The organism is Pseudomonas endophytica (genome assembly GCF_001411475.1).
GTDB lineage: Bacteria > Pseudomonadota > Gammaproteobacteria > Pseudomonadales > Pseudomonadaceae > Aquipseudomonas > Aquipseudomonas endophytica.
In genome coordinates, this window is sequence record NZ_LLWH01000224.1 from 1 (window position 1) to 18323 (window position 18323).

At 55.9% G+C, this 18323-nt stretch carries 15 protein-coding genes; 7 read left to right on the forward strand and 8 right to left on the reverse strand.

Going from position 1 to position 18323, the window contains the following annotated elements; translation table 11 throughout:
• Positions 1-250, reverse strand: a 250-nt coding sequence (locus tag AQS70_RS21365) for an NAD(P)H-hydrate dehydratase (RefSeq protein ID WP_277620604.1), incomplete at its 3' end; no start/stop codon positions are given.
• 62 nt (positions 251-312) lie between these two features.
• Here AQS70_RS21365 and queG point away from each other — a divergent pair.
• Positions 313-1446, forward strand: a complete 1134-nt coding sequence (gene queG / locus AQS70_RS21370) for a tRNA epoxyqueuosine(34) reductase QueG (RefSeq protein ID WP_241492878.1) — start codon at positions 313-315, stop codon at positions 1444-1446.
• On the opposite strand, the gene AQS70_RS21375 is transcribed toward queG, so the two are convergent.
• Together AQS70_RS21375 and AQS70_RS21380 are read right to left on the reverse strand one after the other, a co-directional pair.
• A complete protein-coding gene (locus AQS70_RS21375) occupies positions 1396-6048 on the reverse strand; it encodes an RHS repeat domain-containing protein (RefSeq protein ID WP_055104733.1) in 4653 nt (1550 codons plus the stop codon). The genes queG and AQS70_RS21375 overlap by 51 nt on opposite strands.
• 61 nt (positions 6049-6109) lie before the next feature.
• Entirely contained in the window at positions 6110-7099 is a 990-nt protein-coding gene (locus AQS70_RS21380; protein ID WP_055104734.1) for a hypothetical protein, read from the reverse strand.
• A 476-nt stretch (positions 7100-7575) separates the two neighbouring features.
• On the opposite strand from AQS70_RS21380, the gene AQS70_RS21385 reads away from it, so the two are divergent.
• Complete coding sequence (locus tag AQS70_RS21385; protein ID WP_055104735.1) at positions 7576-7833, forward strand: DUF3077 domain-containing protein; 258 nt, start codon at positions 7576-7578, stop codon at positions 7831-7833.
• Here AQS70_RS21385 and AQS70_RS21390 read toward each other — a convergent pair.
• Both AQS70_RS21390 and orn read right to left on the reverse strand, forming a co-directional pair.
• Complete coding sequence (locus tag AQS70_RS21390) at positions 7830-8441, reverse strand: trimeric intracellular cation channel family protein (protein ID WP_055104736.1); 612 nt, start codon at positions 8439-8441, stop codon at positions 7830-7832. The two genes, AQS70_RS21385 and AQS70_RS21390, sit on opposite strands and share 4 nt — an antisense overlap.
• 131 nt (positions 8442-8572) lie before the next feature.
• Positions 8573-9115 carry an oligoribonuclease gene (orn, locus tag AQS70_RS21395; protein ID WP_055104737.1) on the reverse strand — a complete coding sequence of 181 codons (543 nt, stop codon included), beginning with the start codon at positions 9113-9115 and terminating at the stop codon, positions 8573-8575.
• A gap of 106 nt (positions 9116-9221) precedes the next feature.
• On the opposite strand from orn, the gene rsgA reads away from it, so the two are divergent.
• On the forward strand, positions 9222-10253 hold the full coding sequence (gene rsgA, locus AQS70_RS21400; protein ID WP_055104738.1) for a small ribosomal subunit biogenesis GTPase RsgA: 1032 nt from the start codon (positions 9222-9224) through the stop codon (positions 10251-10253).
• An 80-nt stretch (positions 10254-10333) separates the two neighbouring features.
• Here rsgA and motB read toward each other — a convergent pair whose 3' ends face one another.
• Together motB and motA are read right to left on the reverse strand one after the other, a co-directional pair.
• Positions 10334-11323 carry a flagellar motor protein MotB gene (gene motB, locus AQS70_RS21405; protein ID WP_055104739.1) on the reverse strand — a complete coding sequence of 330 codons (990 nt, stop codon included), beginning with the start codon at positions 11321-11323 and terminating at the stop codon, positions 10334-10336.
• Between the two features lie 3 nt (positions 11324-11326).
• Positions 11327-12178 carry a flagellar motor stator protein MotA gene (motA, locus tag AQS70_RS21410; RefSeq protein WP_055104740.1) on the reverse strand — a complete coding sequence of 284 codons (852 nt, stop codon included), beginning with the start codon at positions 12176-12178 and terminating at the stop codon, positions 11327-11329.
• 164 nt (positions 12179-12342) lie between these two features.
• Here motA and AQS70_RS21415 point away from each other — a divergent pair, with 164 nt between their 5' ends.
• The 3 genes from AQS70_RS21415 to asd are packed head-to-tail and all read left to right on the forward strand — an operon-like array spanning position 12343 to position 15612.
• Complete coding sequence (locus AQS70_RS21415) at positions 12343-13881, forward strand: HDOD domain-containing protein (RefSeq protein WP_055104741.1); 1539 nt, start codon at positions 12343-12345, stop codon at positions 13879-13881.
• A gap of 42 nt (positions 13882-13923) precedes the next feature.
• Positions 13924-14751 (forward strand): rhodanese-like domain-containing protein, encoded by an 828-nt coding sequence (locus tag AQS70_RS21420; protein WP_055104742.1) that lies wholly within the window; start codon positions 13924-13926, stop codon positions 14749-14751.
• A 9-nt stretch (positions 14752-14760) separates the two neighbouring features.
• Positions 14761-15612, forward strand: coding sequence for an archaetidylserine decarboxylase (asd, locus tag AQS70_RS21425; protein WP_055104743.1), 852 nt, complete (start codon positions 14761-14763; stop codon positions 15610-15612).
• A gap of 159 nt (positions 15613-15771) precedes the next feature.
• On the opposite strand, the gene serB is transcribed toward asd, so the two are convergent.
• Positions 15772-16986, reverse strand: a complete 1215-nt coding sequence (gene serB, locus AQS70_RS21430; RefSeq protein WP_055104744.1) for a phosphoserine phosphatase SerB — start codon at positions 16984-16986, stop codon at positions 15772-15774.
• A 133-nt stretch (positions 16987-17119) separates the two neighbouring features.
• Here serB and AQS70_RS21435 point away from each other — a divergent pair.
• On the forward strand, positions 17120-18323 hold a 1204-nt coding region (locus AQS70_RS21435), incomplete at its 3' end, for an AhpA/YtjB family protein (RefSeq protein WP_055104745.1).

Below are 18323 nucleotides of genomic sequence, written 5' to 3' on the forward strand. Positions count from 1 at the left end.
CCGCGGGCAAACGCGTCAAGGCCATCGACACATGCTCAGGGCGGGTCGCCAGCGACACAAGGCCAGCACCACAGCGCAATGCACTCTGGGCGCTGAGGGTAATGGAGCCGCCAAACCCTCGATCTCCGCCAATCAGCAGCACATGTCCAAACTGCCCTTTGTGGGCGTCTGGCGAGCGTGCAGGCAGTCGCGGCAGGGTGTCTGCCAAAAGCGGCGTGGGTTCAGGAAACGAGTGTTTGGTCTGCGGCATGCGTGTCGGGCTCCGATGTCTGGCAGAATTATACGCATCTCAGCTCTGGTTTCTCTTGCCTCATGCCTGCTATTACTGCCGACCTACCTGCTCTAGCCCAGTCCATCAAAGAATGGGGCCGTGAGCTGGGCTTTCAACAAGTCGCCATCGCGGGCCTTGACCTCGGGGAGCATGAGCACCATTTAGAACGCTGGCTGGCCGCGGGCTATCACGGCGAGATGGAGTACATGGGCGCTCACGGCAGCAAGCGCTCACACCCAGAAGAACTAGTGCCCGGGACCTTGCGCGTGGTGTCGTTGCGCATGGACTACCTGCCCGGCGACACACACATGGCGCAGATGCTGGCCCAGCCCGAAAAAGCCTACATCTCGCGTTACGCCTTGGGCCGTGACTACCACAAACTAATCCGCAAACGCGTGCAGCAATTGGCCGACCGTATTCAAAAGGAGATAGGCCCGTTTGGCTTTCGCGCCTTTGTCGACAGCGCCCCAGTGCTGGAAAAAGCCATCGCACAAAAAGCCGGGCTGGGCTGGATCGGCAAAAACACCTTGGTGCTTAATCGCAAGGCGGGCAGTTACTTCTTTTTGAGTGAACTGTTTGTGGATTTGCCGCTGCCAGTGGATGAACCTCACGAAACAGAACATTGCGGGCGCTGCACCGCGTGCCTGGACATTTGCCCGACCAACGCGTTTGTCGGCCCGTACGTGCTGGATGCGCGACGCTGCATTTCGTACCTGACCATCGAACTGAAAACCGCGATCCCCGAAGAGTTGCGCCCGCTAATTGGCAATCGGGTGTTTGGCTGCGACGACTGCCAGATCGTCTGCCCGTGGAACCGCTTTGCCCGCACCACCTGCGAGGGCGACTTCAAGCCCCGGCATAACTTGGACAACGCCCAATTGGCCGAACTGTTTATGTGGGGCGAGGACACATTTCTCAGCAGCACCGAAGGCTCGCCTCTGCGACGGGCCGGTTACGAACGCTGGCTGCGCAATTTGGCGGTGGGACTGGGCAATGCGCCTTCAACCATTCCCGTGCTGGAAGCGCTGAAAGCGCGGCGCGAGTACCCATCCGCGTTGGTGCAGGAGCATGTAGAGTGGGCGTTGGCACAACACGCCACTCGGCAAACAGACCCTGGCCTTAACTCAACTGTGCCCTCCGACTTGCAAGATCTCTACAGAGGCCCTCCGAAGTAAAAACGTCACGCGGTCCTTACCACCAATACGCACTTCAAATTGATTCGTAGTACCTCGTAATTTGCTGTACTTCGAATCACCTATTCGTTCAGCGGCAAGTTTAGGGTGAAGATTCTCCTTACCAATCGCGTCAGTGAACACTTCATAATCACGCATTGCGCCATCGCTCAAGTCGGACCTTATACTTCGCGGTTTGGGCCTGATAAGTTTCCACGTGACCGACGACTCTTCCTCTACCGGATTTAACTTTGCCATCCGCTTTGCCGCCTTTGCTACCCCCCTTCCAGAGAGGCCTTGTTTGAATGCGTCATTCATGCGGTTACCCCATTGGCTGAATGCTTTCGTCGAGGCCGTGAGTCCGGCCCCTAACGATAAAAGCCCCAAGCCTAAACTCACGTAACCCAGCACATCCCCTGCGCCCGAGCTCGGAAAAAACTCCTGCACCGCGGCCCCCGCGATACCTGTGACGCCACTGGCGACTCCCGCCACCAACCCGGTAATCGCCAAAGGAGTCGCGGCGCCGAAGCTTAGAATGCTCGCAAAAATACCGAACACAGCAAGGCCAACACCCAACCAGGCCTGCCATGAAGAGTGCCCAGTCGGGTCACTGCGATTAATTGGATCACCCAAGCAATACACATAAGGGTTGAGGCCACCTTCACCAAACGGGCTAAGGCTGTCAGGGCTTTGAAAACGCATCAGCAGCGGATCATAAGCGCGATAACCATTACCCAATAGGTAGCACCCGGTTATCGAATCAAACCGCTCATTATTTAACCCTAACAAACTCTGCAGGCCATCCTGGGCCGTCCGGGCACCATAGGGTGTATAGGTGACAGCGCGTAAAGGTGCCGCCTCGGCCACGACAGTATTTTGATGGTCGACACCTAACAACACCGTCTGATCAAGCGAGCCACGCAAGCTTTGCCCCAGTAATACATCCCCCAGCCTGAAGAATGTCGCAGCATCAGCGCCCCGAACTTCGCTGCTGACTGCATCATCTCGATAAAAAAGATGCGTGGATGTTTTCTCGTTGTCGGTCATTTCAACTAACCGATCCCGGGCGTCATACCCATAACGCCGGATGACCGAATTCACTGCCACTGACACTTCGCTCAAGCGACCCAGCCCGTCATAGCCAAGACTGCGACCCTGAGTGTCGATTATCAGCTTCCCGTTAGCGTCATAACGCAACGTGATAGCGGCCGGATAATCCGGATGAGAGTGCTGGATGCTGATCAATTGGGTCGGATCACGCTCACTCATCGTATAGGTAGTCGTATTTACTCCCCCCGGGAATTGGGTTTCCAGCGAAACAATATTGTCAAACGCGTCGAACGTGAACCGTTGCCCCGCTATTTCTCTGCCCAAAACATCAAGCGGTCGGTGCGCGCCCTCGCAGCGGTAGGTTTCTAGCCTGCCCCGCGCGTCATAACTAAATTTTTCGTCCCGAAGCATACCGGCCGAGCCAATCAGGGTGCGCTGTGCCACTTTGCTGGCCTTGGTGTAGCGGGTTGTTAACGTATACGACTCACTGCCAACAAGCTCGATCACTCGCTGCACTTCACGCGCCAGCGCGTCATAGCTCAGCGTGGTCTTCAACTGATGCGATGCTGCATCTGTCGCGCTTATCACACTCAATTGACCTAGCGCGTTGTACGTGAGCTCAGCATTCAAATTGGTGTGTCTGAAAGATTTAACACGACCCGCGGCATCGTACTCGTAACGGTGTTTTTCCCCTTTCACGTCTACATGACTCAACACACGCCCGCCCAACGAATAGCGGTTGGTTGTTTCATAGGAGTGTCCTGGCAAAACCCATCGCTCATGGGTCAGCCACCCGGCACGCGAATATTGAAAAGTACCCACACGACCCTGCTCGGAGCACTCCGAGATCAACCCCGACCGAGGGTAATAAGCATAGCTCGAGACTTGATCGGCCTGTGTACGCCGGGTCAAAAGCCCATTCAGCAAAGGCTCGTATTGGTGTGTAACGCGTCGACCATCAGGCTGGATGATGGCCGTGGGAGCGGCCCCCGAGCCAACGTATTCGTGCTTGAGCTCCCGCCCTCCCGTCACGGCGCTGGTCAATCGACCCAAGCTATCGAAGGTTTGGCTGCCCAAGGTCTTGCCAGCCACGACAATCTCCACAGGCAGTGTGTCATGACTAAAAGACGCATAACGGGTTTCAACCACATTGCCATCTGGCAACGTACTTCGGCTGAGACGATCAAACGCATCGTAGTGAAAGGAGGTCACGTTGCCTGCGGGGTCTATCTGTTGCACACACCTATCAAAACCATCATACACATAAGTCGTTTTAGCTTGGCTAAGCCCCTCCAAGTCGAACAACTCGACACTCACAGGCTTGCCCCGCCCATTGAAAAACGTCACGGTTTTGCCATGCCCCTGCTTCCATCGTGTTTCACATAACCGCTCTTGCTCTCGCTCGATGTAGTCATGCAAACCATCTGGGCTCTGGATGGTTTTAACCTTCCCCCAATCGTCATACTCATAGCGAGTGTGCTGGACCAAAGGGGCTCCATTGAGCCAGTCTGTGGCTGTTTCACTCTGAAGCTGGCCAGAACTGTTGTACGTATTGGCTTTAACGACCCGCAAAGGGCTGCCACTCGCAGAACCGTCTTCCTCCTCTTCTTCGAGTGTGCAGATACGACCAATACCGTCATAAGTCACCCGCTGCTGCATGCCATTCACATCGGTCACCAATAGCGTGGAATATTGAGACTCTGCCTGCGGCAATTGATAAACGCGCACGGTATGCGCCTCATAGGCCGTGCCTTGCGACACTGTTTCGCGGGTCACACGCCCCAAAGCGTCATATTCGTAATTAACAGGCGCCTTGTCTTCTTCTTGGGTCGACAGGCAGTTGCCCGTCAGCGCGGCATAGACAACCGTACTCATGGCGCTCTTTGCGTCATGCCCCGTGAACACTGTCTTAACACTCAGTGTCAGGTTGCTGACGCTGTAGGTATACGATTGCCGGGTAGCCAAAGCGTTGAACGTCGACGTCTTGGCCAACAAACGGCCATGGACGTCAGGGGCCTGGGGCACGTTGACGTATTCATAGTCGATTTGTTCGTATAAATGCTCGCCCTGTTGGTCGCGAAAATAAAACTGTTCGCGGACAGGAACAATCGACGCAATTGAATAGCCCTCAAGCAGCGGGGAGCTCGCATAGCGGTAGCGCGTGATGCAGCTGCCAGACTGTGAGTCTGCGGGGTTAAACACCATTCTCTGGCTGGGAAACCTGACAAAATCGAGCGGATCGGCTGGGCAGTCAACACCGCCTTGCGCTGCAAAATACTCAGTCAACGTGGTTAAGCCACCGGGCTCCACCCGCCTGATTTCATTCCCGAAAACATCGTATTCAAACTGCGTGACGTCCTCCCGCGAGCGCTTCGAGTTGGCGTCTTCATAGCGTATGACCGAGCGTTTTGGTAAACGGCATTGAGCGGGCTGCTCTTCAAAGCTTTTGCCTGGCTCATAGTAATAATCAAACAGCTGGGAGGTGATTTTTTCGCCGCAACGGCGGACTTCAGACACCAACAGGTGAAACTTGTTATAGGTACGCACCGTCTCCTGATAAACGTTGGAATCTCGCAGCAGGGTCTCGTAGGACGTGTAGTTGTAGTCCCCAGCCACTTTATAGAGTGTATCGCTGGCCGTTGACGCTGAAACACCGGGGGCGCCATAGCCCAAAAAGTTTTGGCTCGAGAAACGGTAGTTTTTGTAGATAGGCGGCTGCCCATTACCCGGAAACACCGTATAGGTTGCCACCGACGCCATTGCCGTTCGGCCTGCACCCACCGGAAAGCGCAAGCCCGATTTTTTATAGCTGACGCTCTCAACAGCCCCCATGGGCGAGAAAACCCGCGATACATATGTCAACCCATCAATGACTTGGTAACCAATCTCCCAACGACCTGCGCAGGGCAACGTAATACTGACGATACGGTTGTTGGTGAAGCGGATATCAAAACTGGCCTCCTGATCTGAGTTGGGGTATCGCTTGAGCTGTACCCCGGCGCCAGTGCGCGTTATCGACAGCAACGTACGCTGGCTGTCGCGAACGGCTGTAAGCATTGGCTGGCCGTTGAAGAGCGTGTATTCCAAATCAAGGCTCGCCCCATTAGCTGCCCATATCCGCTGCGATACGGCGACGCTACTCAGGCCCACCATGCACAACTCTTCACGCTGACCATTAATGGTCGAAAGGATGAAACGGTTTTCGTCGATTTTGCCCAGCCTGAAACGCTCAGTTTTTTGGTCTACGAGCTGAACTTCAGTAGGTAACTCCAGCGTTTTACAGGTTTCACCACTGACCAGCGTTATACATTTAGCCGTTCGGTCATAACGCGTACACGCCAGCGTCCAACCTTTGCCAAAACCGCGGTCCAAGGGGTTGAGCGGATTGAAGTGAAAGTTAATGGGCAAGGAGGGACCATTCAGTGAGTGCGACGTGATCTCCCCCAATGACAGCGTGCAACTATAAATACCCGTACGCGGATCAACACCTCCCGACAGGAAGCTGCTGAAATTAAAAGCATTTGAATACAGTTCATCGCCTTCCACATCCGACATAAATAACACCCATTTAATAAGTTATTTATAAACACACTGCCACTACTTAAAGGCGGCGAGGTTATTTTAATTCAAGTTCAAAACTACTCGGATTCGTGACAATTTCAAAACTATGGCCGGTACCAAAATCATCCAGCACCGTGATCGCAAACGGGTCAGTCAAGGCTGGCACACTTCTATCCCCCCACCCCGAAAAACCCTGAACCAACGAAACTTCGCCCGGCCTATCATTAACATCAATCACATAGTTCTGCAGAACCCGCCCACTGCGGTCTACCGAATCTTTCGGAAGAAATACAACTATCCCCTTATGATAATATTCGGCGATTAAACACACTATATATTGCGGCAACTCCCATGTTCCACTCCGCCAGGGGTTACAGTAAATTTTCGCCCCTTTATTACTGTCAAACCCAGGGGAAAACCAACCGGTAAGCGGTAATTTTGCGCCACCGATATACAGCCCTAAGTACCATCGGTAAATTGATCTCTCCGTTCCGGAAAACTCCTCGACTTTAGTTAATCGAAAGTTCTCATGGCCATACTGGACAGGTGCAATGGCTTCGAGGGTGATATAACTGTCGCTGCCTCCCGGGCTCGAGTTATTGCTTTTGACAGTTCTGCCATTAGGCAACGTGATGGCTGCACCGATCCGCTTTTCATCGAGCTGTTCACAACTGACCCAGCGCTCAATTCGTACGACCTTATCGTCAAATTCACCAATGTCCCGGCGAACACGCACACCTGTACCTGACATTTCATGTCGGTATTTATTAGGTTCTTTAGAGACGCTCCAGGGTGAGCCAAGATCAGCGCCACCTAAATATTCAATTAACTTAAGTGTTTCTAATATCTCGGGGGTAGGGCGAAATTCTTTCCCTCCCGAATCATGGCAACTAATACACACGACTACCCGAGCTTGCATCCGCCCGTTGGCGTATATTTTTTTGATAGCCGTACCGGGAGCCGAATCAAATACAACTTCAAATTTGGTCACACCTACAATCTGATTTCTTTCCACTGATGACGCAGAATCCAATAACTCGTCCATGATATCAATCCAATCCTTTTATATTTAACTGACCGCTATTAATCAACCGCTCCCATAGAATAGTTAAATAACTCAGCCCAACCACTCCTTTTCACCTATGTATTGCGTAGGAGTGTTCAGTAATGAGGCGGGACTTATTAAAGCGTCTCGCACTACACGTTAAGACACTACATCCCACACAATTCGCAACGCCTGCACCGGCCTCGTCTCTTTCATTCGCAGGACGTTTCCTAGAGAATCCTCCCCGCCTTGTGGCGCTGGATGGCCGCAGTTAGTCTCGCCAAGTCACTGATTTCAGTGACCGGTTTTGACAGACCGTTTGAGTTCGCATGGCAATCACCGCTTTATGGCGGCTATGTGCGGGGCATCTTCGGGTGCGCCGAACCTGCGAGACTCCTCGGTCTGTCAACCCGCATATAGCTGCCACCTACTCCGATTGACAGCGGATTGGCGACAGCCCACTTGGAGTTTCTCGCATGAACCACTTAGTCCCCGCTCCCCCTCTCGACACCTTCCACACCCGCCCCCATCCCAGTACGCGGCTGTTCAATATCAACCCCGGCATCCCAGCACGGGACGCGCTGATGCACGTGTCTCTGCTGTTAAAGGGCGCAGAGTTAAACGCTGATGACATCAGCGCTCACCTGTCCGGCCTTGAAGCCGAACAATGGTGGAGCGTGATTCACAGCATGGAAATGGCGCGCGGTTTAGTGGACTCGCTGCTGGCCGATTAATGCTCGTCGTTGTACACGAACTTGGGCATTTCCCAGTTAAAGCGAATCGCCAGTAAGCGCAGCAACAGCCCACCGAACAAGGTGACGAAAATCGCCTGTTCGTTGGGCATGTCGAGGTAAGTGCAGAGCAAGAAGCACCACGCGGCGGCGAATGACACGCTGGCGTACAGCTCGCGACGAAAGATCAGCGGGATATCGTTACAGAAGATGTCACGCAGAATGCCGCCAAAGACCCCGGTAATCACCCCGCTCACCGAGGCGACCAACATACCTTGGCCCATTTCTAGCGCGGTCATGCAGCCGATCAGGGTAAACGCCACCAGCCCCAGCGCATCGAGCACTAGAAACAGCGAGCGCAAATGGCGCATCAGTGGCGCGATAAAGATCGTCACCAGTGCAGCCACGCTCGTAAGCACCAAGTATTCCGGGTGTTTGACCCACGTCAGCGGGTAATGCCCCAGCAGCACATCACGCACCGAGCCGCCGCCGAGCGCGGTCACGCAGGCGATCAGCACCACACCAAACCAGTCCATGCCACGACGGCCGGCAGACAACGCGCCGGTCATGGCTTCAGCAGTAATGGCGACTAGATAGAGCATCAGCAACATGGCGGCGGTCCTTGCAAGAAGGCGCGCAGTCTACTCACTTGGCGCAAGCACCAAAAGAGGGCAAAAAAACAATCCCTGTAGGAGCAGGCGGTCGACGCTCGATTGCTCCTACACACGGCAAACCGGTGGCTTTAGAACTTGATGAAGTGTTTGCGGTAGTGCTGCAACTCGGCAATCGACTCACGAATATCGTCCAGCGCCAAGTGCGTGCCTTTTTTCACCAGTGTGTCGCGGACTTCCGGCGCCCAGCGCGCCACCAACTCTTTAAGGGTCGACACGTCGAGGTTGCGGTAATGGAAGTAGCTTTCGAGGGTTTTCATGTGGGTGTACAGAAAACGCCGGTCTTGGCAGATGCTGTTACCGCAGATCGGAGACTTACCTTTTGGCACCCACTGTTCCAAAAATGCTAGGGTCTGTGCTTCGGCTTCAGCCATGCTGGTGGTGCTGTCTTTAACCCGCTGGGTCAAGCCACTGCCGCCGTGGGTGCGGGTGTTCCATTCATCCATGCGCGCCAGCACTTCGTCGCTGTGGTGGATGGCGATGACCGGGCCTTCGGCCAAGGTATTGAGGTTGCTGTCGGTGACGATGGTGGCCATTTCGATAATGACGTCGTTGTCCGGGTCAAGGCCGGTCATTTCGAGGTCGATCCAGATCAGGTTCTGCGCGTTGTTCATAAAGGCCTCCAGTGCTTAGTCGCGCAGTTTAGCTTAGGCGCCCAGCCCTCGTGCTAAACTCGCCAGCGTTTTACCTTTCTTATCGCTTTATCAACACGGAACACCCATGGCCAAACGCCAGCTCAATCGTCGCCAAAACTGGCGCATCGAAAAGATCCAAGGCGAGCGCGCTGCCCGCGCCGCCAAACGTGAGTCCAGTGCCCTTGAAGCACTTGAGGGTGGCGACTTAGGCCCCGAGCAACTCGGCCTAGTGATCGCGCACTTTGGTGTGCAGGTCGAGGTTGAGGCCCAAGAAGGCGAACTCAAAGGCCAGACGTTTCGCTGCCATTTGCGCGCTAACCTGCCCGCTTTGGTCACCGGCGACACCGTAGTCTGGCGCGCAGGCAATCAGGGTATCGGCGTTATCGTCGCCCAGTTGCCGCGCAAAACCGAGCTGTGTCGCCCCGACACACGGGGGCAACTCAAGCCTGTGGCTGCCAACGTCGACATGATCGTGATTGTCTTCGCGCCCATGCCCGAGCCACACGCCAACCTGATTGACCGTTACTTGGTCGCTGCCGAGCATGCCGGTATTCGCCCGTTCTTGCTGCTCAACAAAGCGGACCTGATCGACGAGCAAAACGCTCCGGCGCTGAATGCATTGCTGGGTGTTTATCGTCAGTTGGGTTACCCGGTACTGGAAGTGTCCGCGCACCACGGTGACGGTATGCAGCAGTTGCAAGAGCAACTCAACGGCCGTATCAGCGTGTTTGTGGGGCAGTCGGGTGTGGGTAAATCCTCGCTGGTCAACAGCTTGCTGCCAGAGGTCAACCTGCGGGTAGGACCGCTGTCGGAGATTTCCGGTCAGGGCACGCACACCACCACCACGGCGCGGCTCTTTCACTTCCCGGGCGGCGGCGAATTAATCGACTCGCCGGGTAGTCGTGAGTTTGGCTTGGGCCACGTGAGCCGTGCCGATGTGGAGGCTGGGTTTATTGAGTTCAACGACTTGATCGGCCACTGCCGCTTCCGTGACTGCAAGCACGACCGCGAGCCGGGCTGTGCGCTGCTGATGGCGCTTGAAGACGGCCGCGTGCAGCAACAGCGCATGAACAGCTATCGCTCGATCATTGCGAGCTTGCCGGACAGCAGTTACTAAACACCGCACATCTGCTTTTCGTAGGAGCTGCCGCAGGCTGCGATCTTTTGATCGTTAAAAGATCGCAGCCTACGGTTGCGTTACGGGGTGGCTGGAGGCTTGTCGTCAAACAAATTCAACCTTTGACGCTCTTCGTGCATCGGCTTTGGCTGTTGCTCGGCCGGAAGCCTGATCGGGTCTTGCGGCTCTTTAGGCAACTGCTCAGCCTTGACCGGCTCTGCACCCTGCTCCCCCTCAATGGCTTGTTGGGCCTTTTTGGTCAGCACCACGATGTCGATTCGGCGGTTGATCGGGCTGGTCGGGTTGGCCGTGTCGAACAGGACTGACGAGGCGTAACCCACGACCCGCGCCACTTGGCTGTCTGGGTAACGGCCCGCCACCAGCGCACGCCGCGCAGCGTTGGCGCGGTTAGCTGATAACTCCCAGTTGCCAAAGTCCCCGGTGCCCGCATACGGCGTCGCATCGGTGTGCCCGCTGATGCTGATTTTGTTCGGCACTGCGGCAATCGTGTCGGCCATGGCCAGCAAAATATCTTCGAAGTAAGGCTTGAGGCGCGCACTGCCAACATCGAACATCGGGCGATTTTCGGCGTCCATGATCTGGATCCGCAAACCGTCCGGGGTGATCTCAAACAACAGTTGGTCTTTAAATTTTTTGAGCTGCGGGTTCTGTTCGACCTTGTTTTGCAATTCCTGAAGCAGTAACTCCAGACGCTCTTTGTCAACTTGCTCGGCCATGCTTTCAATCTGGTCTGCATCGACTTTGATTTTGTCCGGCACCGGCTCCAGCTTTTCTTCGGGGTTGAGGGTGTTGTCCGGCGCCAGTGCTGGCGTGCCGCCCAAGTCGATGATGTACGGAGTGCCACTATCGGAGAAGCCGATGGGGTCTTTGAAGTAACCGCCGATGGCGAGTTTCTGTTCTGGCGTGGCAGCGGTGATCAACCACAGCACCAGAAAGAACGCCATCATCGCCGTTGCAAAGTCAGCAAAGGCTATCTTCCAGGCACCACCGTGATGGCCTGCGGCGTAGCGCTTGACGCGCTTGATGATGATCGGCTGATTGTTTTCCATGCATCAACGACCGCGAACTACTTGTTCCAGCTCGGAAAAGCTCGGCCGATGCTTGGGGTACAGCACTTTGCGCCCGAACTCGACCGCCAGCGAAGGCGGCATGCCCGAGGCCGACGCCACCAGCGAAGCCTTGATCGACTCATAGACGTTGAGTTCCTCTTTGGCATCGTGTGCCAACGAGGTGGCCAATGGGCCAAAAAAGCCGTACGCCGCCAAAATACCGAAGAACGTCCCCACCAGTGCCGCGCCCACGTGCATGCCAATCGCCGCGGAATCGCCTTCACCCAGTGACGCCATGGTCACGACAATACCCAGCACCGCGGCCACAATGCCGAAGCCCGGCATGCCGTCAGCAATGCCAGTGATCGCGTGAGATGGCTGCTCAAGTTCTTCTTTAAGGTTGAACAGCTCCATGTCGAACAGCCCCTCAAGCTCATGGGGCGCCATGTTGCCCGACGACATGATGCGCAGGTAATCGCAGATAAACGCGGTCATGCCCTCGTCTTTGAGTACGGTCGGGTATTTGGCGAAAATCGGGCTGGCCGCCGCGTCTTCAATATCGGCCTCAATGGCCATCATCCCTTCGCGGCGGCTTTTATTGAGGATCTCGTACACCAGCCCTAGCACTTCCAGATAAAACGTGTGGCTAAAGCGCGAGCTGAACATGCTCAGTGATTTTTTCAGAACGTGCAGGGTCATGTAGCCGGGGTTGGCCTGCAGGAATGCCCCCAACGCCGCACCGCCAATGATCATGACTTCGAAAGGCTGAATCAGCGCCCCGATCTTGCCGTGGGAGAGTACGTAACCGCCGAGTACACTCGCGAACACGACGATGATGCCGATAATTTTAGCCATAGGTATTCAAGTACTTATTGAGTCGGTTCAAGATCATATTTCAGCGTTGCTAAAACTCTTCTTATTCTTATCGGCAATTGTGCGCCAGACTATAGTCGTTCAAGCCGAAAAGCCATTTGGCCCCTGCCGGGCCTTTAATACTTGATGATGACCACGTGCCCATCATGGCTAATGAAACCGCTCAACTGACTGAAACACCCAATTCCTTGGACGCGTGGGTCGCCCACCTCGACGCAGTTGCTTTGCCGATCCCGCAGCAAAGCCACGCACGGGTGATCAAGGCGTTGAGCGATAGCCGTCGCTCATTGCGCGACATAGCAGAGGTCATGCAAGACAGCCCAGCGCTCGCACTGAGCCTTATCCGCCAAGCCAATCAACAGCCCCAAAGCAGCCTGAGCGAACCGGCCGACAGCCTTGAGGTGGCCCTGAATCGACTGGGCGTAAAACACACCCAAACCCTGCTCGAACAGATGCCGGTGATGCCCGCTGAAGAAATTCCCGTGGCGCTGCGGCAAATTCTGCTCATTAGCCAGCATGCCGCCCAACAAGGCGTCGGTTTGTTCGGCAACCGGCTGGCGAGGTTGTGGCAAGAGGTGTATTGGGGCAGCGTGTTGTTCCTTTCGCCGTTATGGGCTATGGCTATCAGCCACCCCACACAGCTCCAAGAATGGGAAACCCGGGTGATTCACAAAGGTGAATGCGCCAGCAAGGTGGAGCACGCGCTGTTCGGCGTACGCCTGTTTGAGATCTGCAGGGCATTGGTGCAAGTGTGGCGGCTGCCCGACTGGGTGATGCAGGGTTACACGGTCATCACAGACGACAAACGCACGCTGATCCGCGCCCTGCATATCGCACGCGACAGCCAGCATCCGTTGATCCAACAGCAACAGTTGGACGCAGATCCGGTGCTGCATCGCTGGCTGAATCATCCCGCCAACAGTCTGTTACTGGCCAATGGCTTGGCGCTGTCGGCCCAACAGGGCTGGGACTCGCCACACAACCTGCGCTGGCAGTATCTGGCCAGCTTGTACCTGCAACTGCCACTGCACGACGTGCAACAGCAGGTCCACCAAAACGCCGCGAGCAGCGCCCGCTATCATTCATCGCCGCAACTATGGCACCCGGCGCTGGCCCTGCTCATGCCGTGGGAGACGCGCCGCGTCACGACTCACAACCAACCGGCACCACCGCCCTCGGCGCAAGCGTTGCAGGCTTGGCGCAAATTTTGTAGCCAACTGCTGGAGGAGCCGACTGCATTCGCTAACCCGATGCATCTGACCTTGTGCGCCCTTGAAGCGCTACAGGCATGTGGCATGCGGCGGATTATTTTGCTGATGGCCGATAAAACCTCAAGCGTGCTGCGCGCTTTTCAACAGCTCGGCCTCCCCAAGCAGGCGTTAGACATGACGTTCAGTGTCAGTGACAGTGCTGCCTTGCAACGTCTGATGGCACAACCGGCACAAGTGCGTCTGACCCCCGAAAACAACGCCGTGATTTCGGCTGCCCTGCCTGACACCTTACGCAACCAATTCCCCGGCGAGCATCTGCTAATACGCTCGTTAAGCAATAACGGGCGAGTGGTGATGCTGGTGCTGGCCGACCAAGAGGGCCGACCTTTTTCGCAAACCAGTGTCCAAGCGTTTGGTAAAACCGCGCAATGTATTGAGCGAGCGCTTCACACCTTTACTACTCGCGGGCGTTAGCGCTTGCGCTACAATCCACCCCTTTTTTGCTCTGGAGAACACATGCCTGACTTCTCTGGCTTGCCGTTAGTCATTGAACCGCGCGACCTGCACGCACGGCTCGGTGCGCCCAACCTGATCGTGGTCGACCTGAGCAGCGCTGCACGCTACGAAGCTGGGCACATTCCGGGTGCCCGCTTTGTCGAGCCTAAGCGCACGCAACTGGGCCTTCCTCCTGCGCCAGGTTTGATGCCGAGCCAAGCCGCGCTTGAAGCGCTGTTTGGTGAGCTGGGCCACACACCCAACGCGGTGTACGTGGTGTATGACGACGAAGGCGGCGGTTGGGCCGGGCGTTTTATTTGGTTACTGGATGTCATTGGGCACCGGGCTTATCACTACGTGGACGGCGGCATTCACGCATGGGTAGCCGAGGGTTACGCCGTGACTCAAGACGTACCGCCGGTAGTTGGCGGGCCGGTACACTTGACCCTGCACGATGAACCCACCGCCACCCGCGAGTACCTGCAAAGCCGCTTGGGTGCCGATGACTTAGTGGTCTGGGACGCTCGCAGCGAGGCTGAATACCGCGGCGAGAAAGTGTTTGCGGCCAAGGGTGGACACATCCCCGGCGCTAAAAATTTTGAATGGACCGCCGGCATGGATACAACCAACAGCCTGCGTATTCGCCCCGACATGCGGCAGATCCTCAAGGGCCTAGAGATCACGTCGGACAAAGAAGTCATTACTCACTGCCAGACCCATCACCGCTCTGGCTTTACCTATCTGGTCGCCAAAGCGCTCGGTTATCCGCGCGTTAAAGCCTATGCCGGTTCTTGGGGCGAATGGGGTAACCACCCTGACACGCCCGTCGAGCTGCCTGTAAAACACTAAGGATTTTGCATGAAAAAGCGTTTGTTTCTTCTGAGTCAGTACCTGTTGCCCCATCACCTGCTGTCACGCCTGGCAGGTTGCATTGCTGAATGCCGCGTGCGTTGGTTTAAAAACGCATTCACCACCTGGTTTGCCAAGCGTTACCAAGTGGACATGTCCCAAGCGCTGGTTGAAGACGTGACGGCCTATGAGCACTTCAACGCGTTCTTCACCCGCGCCCTAAAAGACGGCGCACGCCCATTGGATCAAACACCGGGGGCAATCCTATGCCCGGCCGATGGCGCAATTAGCCAACTGGGCCCCATCGAACACGGTCGTGTATTCCAAGCTAAAGGCCACAGCTATAGCGTGTTGGAGCTGGTGGGCGGCGATTCGGCTGTTGCTTCGCAGTTCATGGGCGGTGAGTTCGCCACCATCTACTTGTCCCCCAAAGACTACCACCGCGTACACATGCCACTGGCAGGCACCCTGCGCGAGATGATCTACGTGCCAGGTCGCCTGTTCTCGGTCAACCAAACCACGGCCGAAAACGTGCCAGAGCTGTTTGCGCGCAACGAACGAGCGGTGTGTATTTTTGATACCGAACGCGGCCCAATGGCCGTGGTATTGGTTGGCGCCATGATCGTGGCATCTATTGAGACCGTCTTTGCCGGGCTGGTAACGCCGCCTAAACGCGAACTTAAAACCTTCCGTTACGACGAAGCGGCGCGTGCGCCGATCCATTTGGAAAAAGGTGCGGAGCTGGGGCGCTTCAAACTGGGCTCGACGGCCATCGTATTGTTTGGCCCTGAGCAAGTGAAATGGGCTGAAACCCTGGCGGCAGGCACGCCGGTGATGATGGGCGAGAAGATCGGCGAATAACGCCAAGACCTTGTAGCAACTGTGTTCTCAAGCCAAATGCGCACCCGCATCGGTGCCAAAAACATCACAGCGATGGGCTGTAGGAGCTGCCGCAGGCTGCGATCTTTTGTTTTTAACGATCAAAAGATCGCGAGCAAGCTCGCTCCTACAGGTCATTAATCAGCCTTGGCTGTTGCGGTCTCGCTGGCCCAGCAAGTACAGCACACCATCCAGACCCAGGGTCGTGATCGCGTATTTAGCCGATTTTTTAACCAGCGGCTTGGCGCGAAACGCAACGCCCAACCCGGCAATGGCCAGCATCGGCAAGTCATTGGCGCCATCACCGACCGCAATGGTCTGCTCTAAACTCAAGCCTTCTTTACGCGCCAGCTCAGTCAGCAAATCGGCCTTGCGCTGTGCATCAACAATCGGCTCCACTGCCACGCCGGTGACTTTACCGTCGACCACTTCAAGCTCGTTGGCAAACACGTAGTCGATACCCAGCTTGGCCTGCAATTGCTTGGCGAAGTAGGTAAAGCCGCCCGACAAAATGGCGGTTTTGTAGCCCAGACGCTTGAGTTCGGCAAACAGCACCTCTGCGCCTTCGGTCAAACGCAGTGATGCACCGATGGAATCCAGCACACTCACATCCAAACCTTTAAGCAGCGCCAGACGCTCTTTGAAGCTGGCTTTGAAGTCCAGCTCACCGGCCATCGAGCGCTCGGTAATGGCCGATACTTTGTCGCCAACGCCCGCGGCCTTGGCCAGCTCGTCGATCACTTCGGCTTCAATCAGCGTGGAGTCCATGTCGAACACTGCCAAGCGGCGATTGCGACGGAACAGCGTGTCTTCCTGCAAGGCGATATCGACGTTAAGTTCTTGCGCCAAGTTGAAGAACGCTGTGCGCAGGGCCTCAATGTCGGCCATCTCACCGACGACGCGCAGCTCGATGCAGCTTTTGCTCAGCTCGGTGGGTGCGTCCAGCGGTACACGGCCCGATAAACGATCGGTCTGCTCAATGTTCAACCCGTGCTGGCTGATCACCGAGGTCACGCGCAGTAACTCTTGAGCCGTCACTTGGCGGCTCATCAGTGTGACCACGTAGCGCTTCTGGCTTTGTTCGCTGACCCAACGTTGATAGTGCTCTTCGCTAATGGGGTCGAAACGTAGTTGCAGGCCCTCATTGCCAATCAATGGCTGGAGATCTTTAAGAACTGCGGACACTTGTTCAGCTTGGGGAATATCAACTAAAAAACCCAACGACAAAACGCCATGGATGACGGCCTGACCGATGTCGAGAATATTCACACCATTGCTTGCCAGCACGCCGGTGATGGCTGCAGTGAGACCCGGACGGTCTTCACCGGTGATGTTTATCAGGACGATTTCGCGCAAGGCACACCCCCATTCGCTAAAAAAAAACGCATTCTACCCACTTTCAGTGACCATCGGGCATCGCCAAGGCTTTGCCGTCTCTGGGCTGCTCGCTATACTGCGCTCCAACTTAACGGACCAAGAGCCGCGCTCAGTGAACCGGCCATCGCCTGTCAAAACCGATAACTTCTTCCTGCTGATCTTCCGGGCCCTTCGCGACAGACGCGTTCCGATCGCTCTGCGTATTGCCAGCCATAACGTGACTTTGGTCGCGTTGGCGCTGGTTATTTATGCCGTGGTCATGGGTTTGCAATTCAAACAGGCCATGCACGAGCAAGCCGATGCGCTGGGTCAGAGCCTGACCACTCAAACAGCCACGTCCGCCACAGAGTTGCTGGTGTCTAATGACATCCTCAGCCTTAACGTGCTGCTCAATAACCTGACCAAAAACCCGCTGGTGGCGCATGCCGCTATTTATAGCGTCGATAACCGCATCCTTGCCGAAGCGGGGCAGCGTCCAAAAAACAATTTGCTGGGCGAAACAGAAGGGGTGTATCAGACCAAGATCACCTTTCAGGATGTCACCGCTGGGCACTTGCGCATCAGTCTGGACATGAACCAGTTCGAGCAACCAATGACCATCAGCTTGCAGAGCATGGGCATCTTGGGCGCCATTTTGTTGGCATTGGCGCTGGCATTGAGTCTGCGTTTGGGCAGAAACATTACGACACCATTGTTGCAATTGCGTGTCTGGCTACGCGAGCCCGACCCTTACACCCCGGCCATTAACCGCCAAGATGAAATCGGTGATTTGGCCCGCCAACTGCACACACGCCTGGCTCCTCCAGCACCAGAGCCGGAGCCCGAACCAGAGCCGGAATACGACGAAAACGACGACGAAGCGCAAGACGACGAACCGGCTTTCGAAGTGCGTAACCTGCGTGACACCCAGTTTGATGAAGCCCCAGCCGTGGCGGCGCCTAAAGCTGCACCGCGTCAGGCGATCAGTGCCGAAGAAGACGAAAACGACGACGAAGATCCGTTTGCCGACTTGCGTGACACCGCCTCAGAAGTGCCTGCCACGGTGGCTAAGGTTCAGCCGGCCAAGCCGAAAGCTTCGCAACCCAGCGCTGTGTTGGCCGTACAACTGGGCGCACAAGAGCAACTGCGTCGCCTGCCACGCGCCCGCTTGATGGAACTGCTAGAGCGTTATCGCGATTGCCTAAACCAAGCGGCGTCGCTGTACCAAAGTGAGCTGCACACGTTGAATGACGGCAGCACACTGATGCTGTTCCACAGTGAAGACAGCGGCGATGACTACTTGACCAACGCTATTTGCTGCGGTGAATTGCTGCGCG